This window comes from Microcoleus sp. Pol11C3 (assembly GCF_036701485.1).
Taxonomy (GTDB): domain Bacteria; phylum Cyanobacteriota; class Cyanobacteriia; order Cyanobacteriales; family Microcoleaceae; genus Microcoleus.
This window is the reverse complement of the sequence record NZ_JAUBQW010000274.1, coordinates 1-2,382: the sequence shown is the minus strand read 5'-3', so window position 1 is coordinate 2,382 and position 2,382 is coordinate 1. Positions and strand designations below refer to the sequence as shown.

Sequence of the window (2,382 nt, the reverse complement as noted above, 5' to 3'; positions counted from 1 at the left end):
AATAAGTCAATATACTTACACAAAGAAAATCATTTAGGATTGCTCTAGATATAGAAAATCATTTAGGATTGCTATATAAGCCTGAGAATTAAGCGGGAGAATGAATCCCCAAAACGGTGAAAATATTGGCTGTTGTTGGTTAATTGGTAGTTCTGTGACAATGGGAACTGGCATCTGGGCAATGCACTTTATAGGAATGCTGGCTTATTACCTGCCAGTATCGATCGCCTACAATTTACCCATTCTGATTGTCTCTTGGCTTGCTGCAGTCATTGCATCTGGTATCGCCTTCTAGAGCTTGCATCGAGATTTTGCACACAGGTTCTCATTGTTAATCGCCGGTATTCTCATGGGCTCTGGCATGGGAAGTATGCATTATATGGGCATGGCTGCAATGCGAGTACGTGCCGAAATGCACCATAATTACTGGATTGTGGCACTGTTTGTCTTAGTTGCCGTTATTTCCAAATCGATGAGGAATTCAGATGTACGACTTGACTAGATTCACTTTAAGGGACATGGCCGAATGCGGGTTGGCTCTACGCCAGTTAGGCTTGGGGGTTGAAAGTATGGAAGAGGCGAGTAACAGAATTGTTAGATATCTTTACGAAAATTTCTGTACTAAGCCAACTGGTGAGAAATCCTGCGCCCTCGTCCGTTTGTTCAAAACTCACCCTTATGAAGACTTAGAAGTCGAACTTGCCGAGTATGCCCGTAGTATGTTGGATCACTATCCCCCTTTGCCTGCCATGAAGTGCATGACTCTACTGGCAACGGTAGGACAACAAACGGAATGGAACTCAAGACACACATCCGTTGGACACAAAGCTATTCCACTGGCAAGCGAATCTGTAGTCGCTCAGATGCCGATGATCTCACAACTCATCAGACAGCTCGGCTTAGATATAAAAACAGTTATCAACCCTGACCCGAATCTTTTGGTAGAAATCGAGCAGAGGAAATACAACGTCTTCTATGTGCCTGAAGCGATTGGCAACCCCTATATTCCGGCCCAGGACTCCTTTGTGATTCCCTTCGGAATCAAGTCTGTGTTGGGGTTTGGTGGTCTATTGCCTTCGGGCAATCTGTTTGCAATTATCATGTTCTTGAAAGTCCAGATTCCCCCTAGCACGGTTCAGATGTTCAGCACTCTGGCACTGAACGTCAAGACAGCACTGCTGCCCTTCTATCGAGGAGTTGTCTTCGCTCAAAAAGATGAATCTCCTACAGCCGAAGGGCAAATATTCACAAGAAACACTGAGCAGGAGCTAGCGCAGCTTAAATCCCAAGTAGCGACTTTGACGCAGTTGGTTGAGGTTTTTGACCAATCGATCTTTGTACAATCGGATCGACTCGAACAAGCCATAGAGCAACTGGCAGACTCCGCGCAAAAGTTAGATACCCTCAACCAGAGACTCAAGGAAGAAAATCTTCGCATGGGTGCTGAATTGGATATCGTGCGTCAAATGCAGCAAATGATTCTGCCCAATCCTGAAGAATTGGAAATTGAAGGACTCGATATTGCTGGATACATGGATGCTGCCGATGAAGTCGGCGGCGACTACTATGATGTTTTAAACACCGATGGCGTTGTCACTCTTGGCATCGGCGATGTCACGGGACATGGACTCGAAAGCGGTATCTTGATGCTGATGGCGCAAACGGCAGTCCGTACCCTCAAAGAAATCAGCGAAACTGATCCGGTTCGGTTTTTAGATGCGCTCAACCGCACGCTGTATAAAAACGTGCAGCGCATGAAATCTGAGAAAAGTCTCACCCTAGCGATTTTAAATTATTCCCAAGGACGGGTCAGCATCAGCGGTCAGCATGAAGAAACAATCATTGTGCGGGGAGGAGGAGAAATTGAGCGAGTAGACACAATGGATTTAGGCTTCCCCATCGCCCTCGACGATGACATTGCTGAGTTCATCAGTCACATTTCAATTGAGCTACAGCTAGGAGATGGTTTAGTGCTATATACCGATGGTATTCCCGAAGCAAAAGACATTAACAAAAAACAGTATGGCGTTGAGCAAATGTGTGAAGTCATTAGCCAAAACTGGCATTTGTCGGCTGGGGAAATTAAGCAAGCGGTGATTGACAATTTACGGCGACATATCGGCACTCAAAAAGTATTTGATGATATTACGCTGTTGGTGGTGAAGCGGACGAAATAAGGCGTAGAAGAAAAGTTACAGGCTCAAGCAGCCGCATTGGTTTAGAGCGCTCGCCAATACAAGAGAAAAAATAAACTTATGAAATTAAACTGGAAATGGTCGTCGGGGCGATCGCGTTAACAGTCAAATGGGTGCATCTCACTTTTGCGAATGTGTCACAAAAGAGTTAAAATGAAAAACCTAGTAAAATCGTCAAATAAAGATG

3 protein-coding genes are annotated in these 2,382 nt (G+C 45.0%); all 3 read left to right on the top strand.

All coding sequences use genetic code 11. The features are described 5' to 3' along the window. Positions 1 to 100: 100 nt before the first annotated feature. The 3 genes from QUA40_RS28425 to QUA40_RS28420 are packed head-to-tail and all read left to right on the top strand — an operon-like array spanning position 101 to position 2,177. Entirely contained in the window at positions 101 to 295 is a 195-nt protein-coding gene (locus QUA40_RS28425) for an MHYT domain-containing protein (protein WP_333132012.1), read from the top strand. Between the two features lie 54 nt (positions 296 to 349). Continuing rightward, entirely contained in the window at positions 350 to 502 is a 153-nt protein-coding gene (locus tag QUA40_RS29220; protein ID WP_445301213.1) for an MHYT domain-containing protein, read from the top strand. After that, positions 486 to 2,177, top strand: coding sequence for a PP2C family protein-serine/threonine phosphatase (locus QUA40_RS28420; RefSeq protein ID WP_333132010.1), 1,692 nt, complete (start codon positions 486 to 488; stop codon positions 2,175 to 2,177). Before QUA40_RS29220 ends, QUA40_RS28420 begins: the two co-directional genes overlap by 17 nt. The last annotated feature ends 205 nt before the right edge of the window (positions 2,178 to 2,382 follow it).